This is a genomic window from Vibrio sp. 1402, assembly GCF_033340275.1.
The window spans coordinates 1-1,127 of sequence record NZ_JAWOWE010000076.1 but is presented as its reverse complement, the minus strand read 5'-3'; the positions used below and the strand labels follow the sequence as shown (position 1 = coordinate 1,127).

The window sequence follows — 1,127 nt, the reverse complement described above, 5'->3', positions numbered from 1 at the left end:
GGCGGCAACCAATTTTCACCATCATCAATCGTCTGACAATTTAAGCTCATTTGACCAGAAGTAAGAGGCAGCAAACCAGCAATCGCTTTCAACAATGTCGTTTTGCCACAACCACTCGCCCCTAAAAGACAAACGATTTGCCCCTGTTCCACTTCTAGCGACAAAGACTCTAAAACGGTTTGAGCATCGTATTGGCAAGTTAGGTTTTTAATTGATAGTGCGCAGCTCATCAGTGATTTTGCTCCAGTGAACGGTTAACAACAACAAGCGGGATCAACCCAACAAGAACCAACAATACAGCAGGCAGAGCTGCCAATTCTAAATGCTCATCCGAGGCAAAGTTATATACGTATGTTGCCAGTGTTTCAAAATTGAATGGACGCAGAAGCAGAGAGGCATTGAGCTCTTTCATCGACTCAATAAACACCAACAATGCCGCAATCAGTGCACCACGTTTTACCAGTGGAAAGTGCACTCGCCACAGCATCGTATTTGGCGTACATCCCATCGTGCGTGACGCCATATCTAACGATGGAGAAATTTTATTTAGATTACTTTCGATACTACCAATCGCAACAGCAGAGAAACGCACCACCATCGCAAAGATCAACGCAAACATTGAGCCTGAGAAAATCAGCCCCGGTCTACCCCATTCCATCGCCTTCGCAATATCGTTTACGCGATAGTCCATAAACAGCACGGCAACCATCACGCCGATCGCCAATACCGTTCCAGGTACTGCGTAGCCCATTGAGGAAAGACGCATAAAAGCAAGGCTTTCACGTTTGCCATTGACTCGGTGAGTAAAGTTAACCACAAGAGCAACGGCCACGCCGATGATCGCAGCAATGACAGACACAACAAGACTGTTCCACGCGTACTCACGGAATTCTGGTGTCCAGCTTTGCTCAAAGTAAGTAATGGAGTAATCAATCAACTGAAGTAATGGCAAAATGAACGCCACAGCAACCAGTCCCCAACACCACACCAGTGCCGCCCATTTTTTCCAGCCACTTAACTCGTAACGAAAATCTTCATGGCTGTTAAATTGGCTTTGGAATAGTTTCTGCTTTCTGCGGCTATAACGTTCTGTACTGAGTAGCAGCACAACAATCAACAGCATAATT

Annotated in this window: 2 protein-coding genes; both read right to left on the bottom strand. The window is 45.8% G+C overall.

Going from position 1 to position 1,127, the window contains the following annotated elements; genetic code table 11:
- Window positions 1-230, bottom strand: a 230-nt coding sequence (locus R7044_RS24215; protein WP_225455873.1) for an ATP-binding cassette domain-containing protein, incomplete at its 3' end; no start/stop codon positions are given.
- On the bottom strand, window positions 230-1,127 hold an 898-nt coding region (locus R7044_RS24210; RefSeq protein ID WP_225455872.1), incomplete at its 5' end, for an ABC transporter permease. The genes R7044_RS24210 and R7044_RS24215, both read right to left, overlap by 1 nt.